This is a genomic window from Corynebacterium sp. HMSC077D03, from assembly GCF_001808545.1.
In the GTDB taxonomy this organism is placed as follows: Bacteria; Actinomycetota; Actinomycetes; order Mycobacteriales; family Mycobacteriaceae; genus Corynebacterium; species Corynebacterium simulans.
Genome location: NZ_KV793699.1, coordinates 1 through 2851, shown reverse-complemented (window position 1 = coordinate 2851; position 2851 = coordinate 1). Strand labels below are relative to the sequence as shown.

3 protein-coding genes and 1 tRNA gene are annotated in these 2851 nt (G+C 54.4%); all 4 read left to right on the top strand.

The genetic code is table 11. From position 1 onward, the window contains the following. A partial coding sequence (locus tag HMPREF2888_RS08575) for a phosphoglucomutase (protein ID WP_070518646.1) occupies positions 1-1257 on the top strand: 1257 nt, incomplete at its 5' end. Positions 1258-1273: 16 nt separating this feature from the next. Next, positions 1274-1738, top strand: coding sequence for a MauE/DoxX family redox-associated membrane protein (locus tag HMPREF2888_RS08570; protein ID WP_061924440.1), 465 nt, complete (start codon positions 1274-1276; stop codon positions 1736-1738). 35 nt (positions 1739-1773) lie between these two features. Further along, positions 1774-2544 carry a DsbA family protein gene (locus tag HMPREF2888_RS08565; RefSeq protein WP_061924438.1) on the top strand — a complete coding sequence of 257 codons (771 nt, stop codon included), beginning with the start codon at positions 1774-1776 and terminating at the stop codon, positions 2542-2544. Between the two features lie 139 nt (positions 2545-2683). Further along, positions 2684-2756 (top strand) — tRNA-Ala (locus HMPREF2888_RS08560). The last annotated feature ends 95 nt before the right edge of the window (positions 2757-2851 follow it).

Below are 2851 nucleotides of genomic sequence, written 5' to 3'. Positions count from 1 at the left end.
GCTATCTCGCATGCCATCCTGACGCACCCAGGCACTGACGGCATCGTCATCACGCCTTCGCATAACCCGCCACGCGACGGCGGCTTCAAGTACAACCCACCAACGGGCGGGCCTGCCGATACTGTTGCCACGGATTGGATTGCGGCGCGCGCCAACGACTATCTGCGAGAAGGTCTTTCCGGTGTTGCCCGTGTAAACGTTTCCGGCGTGTTGGACGAGCGCTGCGCAAAACACAATTACGTCGATTCTTACGTGGCCGACCTGCGAAACGTCGTGGACATGGATGCCATCAAGAAGGCCGGCCTGCGCATCGGCGCTGACCCGATGGGCGGTGCCTCGGTGGACTATTGGGTGGCCATTGCCGAGCAATACGATCTGGACCTTACGGTGGTGAATCCGGCGGTGGATGGAACTTTCCGCTTCATGACGCTCGATACCGATGGCTTGATTCGCATGGACTGCTCCTCGCCGAACGCCATGGCCTCGCTCATCGCAAACCGTGAAAAGTTCGATCTGGCCACCGGCAACGACGCGGATGCGGACCGCCATGGCATCGTCACCCCGGATGCCGGGCTGATGAATCCAAACCACTACCTCGCAGTGGCCATTGACTACCTGTTTAGTCACCGCCCACAGTGGGGCAATGCTGGCGTGGGCAAGACGTTGGTTTCTTCCTCCATGGTGGACCGTGTCGTCGCCAAGCTCGGGCGCGAGCTGGTTGAGGTGCCTGTCGGCTTCAAGTGGTTTGTGCCTGGCCTTCTAGATGGCAGCATCGGCTTCGGTGGGGAGGAATCTGCTGGTGCTTCCTTCCTGCGTTTCGATGGCTCCGTGTGGTCTGCCGATAAAGATGGCATCATCATGGATTTGCTCGCTGCTGAAATCACTGCGGTAACCGGCAAGAGCCCGTCGCAGCGCTACGCGGAGCTGGCTGAAGAATTCGGTGCCCCAGCTTATGCGCGCACCGATGCACCCGCTGACCGCGCGCAAAAAGCCATCCTGAAAAAGCTTTCCCCGCAGCAGGTAGAGGCCACAGATCTAGCCGGCGAGGAAATCACCGCTAAGCTCACCGAGGCGCCCGGAAATGGGGCTGCCATCGGTGGCCTTAAGGTGACAACCCGCAATGCTTGGTTTGCCGCGCGCCCATCCGGCACGGAAGATAAATACAAGATTTACGCGGAGTCTTTCCTGGGTGAGGAACATCTCAGGAAAGTGCAAGAAGAAGCACAGGAACTTGTTACCCAAGTGCTAGAAGTTTAGGGCTAAACTATCTCGGGTGACTAAGAAAATCGACAAGAAGCTGATCCTGGACGTCATTAGTGCGTTCGCTCGCTTCTACATGGCTTATATCTGGATTAAAGCCGGTTACGCCAAGTTGGGTGAAAATCTTTCAGTAACCCAATCTATTAGTGCTTATGAAGTTTTCACACCCGAGTGGTCTGGATATCTTGCGTATCTAATCGCCCCATTGGAAATCTGTGGTGGCGTCCTGCTGCTTCTAGGTCTTTTCTTGCGTCCGTCCTCTAAGGTTGCCACTTTTGTTCTTTTGCTGTTCATGATCGGCATCGGGCAAGCTTGGGGCCGCGGTTTGGGAATTGATTGCGGATGCTTCACAGTCAATCCTGACGAAGAGGCACAAGTGATGAACTATATGCAGACTCTTGCTCGTGATACGTTCTACCTAATCTTGACGGTGTGGACGATTAAGCGTCCGTTCAACAAATTTGCGTTGCACCCTTAGACTCTTAGAGCAAGCCATTTAAAAGGAGAATGTCAGTGGCAAAAGTAACTAACCCGAATAGCAAGGGTAACTCGGGCTTTTTCTGGGCAGTTGGAGTTCTGCTCGTTATCGCGGCCGTCGTTATTGGATACATCGTTATCAGCGGCAAGGACGCAAAGTCCGACAAGATTGCAGAAAACGCAGTCGACGTCACCATGGAAACTTCTGTTGATGACAACGGAATTGTGACGTTGAAGAGCGCAAAGACCAAGGAAAGCGCCCCAGAAGTAGACCTCTATGAGGACTTTTCTTGCCCTCACTGCGCTGAGCTCGCTGAAGGCAGTGACAAGGCGATGAAGGAAGCAGTCGAAAAAGGCGAGCTGGTTGTCAACGTGCACCCAATGAACTTCCTGGATCTGCGCGGCGTCGACCTGGAGAAGTTCATGTCCGATGACAGCATCAAGCTGGAGGGACACTCCTCCAAGTCCGCATCCGTGATGGACATTATCGCTCGTTCTGGCGATGCGAAGGCTTACTGGAACATGCGCGCTTACCTGTTTGAGAACCAGCAGTCCGTTGGCTCCTGGGACTTTGAGGACTTTGCAGAAGCTGCCAAGGGCTTCGGTGCTGACGGTGATGTGCAGAAGCAGATCAAGGACGCTGGCGTCGAGGCTGGTAACGAGATTGGTCGTGCGAACGCAAAGAAGCTTAAGGAAACCACGGGTACTGTTTCCTCCCCGCGCGTCATCAAGGACGGCAAGGACATCAACCCACCGAAGGGTACTCCTGTATCCCAGTGGAACTTTGTCCCGCAGGTAGTCAAGTAAGACTCTCGCGCTTCGCGAACCTCATGGGCAGCCGGTTATCGGCTGCCCATTTTTGTATTCCTGCAGGCGATTTGGTTCCGCTAAAAAGTTTCTGCTAACTTTATTTCAGTTGCTAGCGCGAGGTAATCGCGTTGGGAATGGGGCTATGGCGCAGCTGGTAGCGCATCACACTGGCAGTGTGGGGGTCACGGGTTCGAATCCCGTTAGCTCCACTTGATTCAAGGGTCGTCACTTTTGTGGCGGCCCTTTTTCTATTCCTTATTTAATGGGTTGTTTGTTTGGGATATGCGACAGAAAGTGTGTCTGT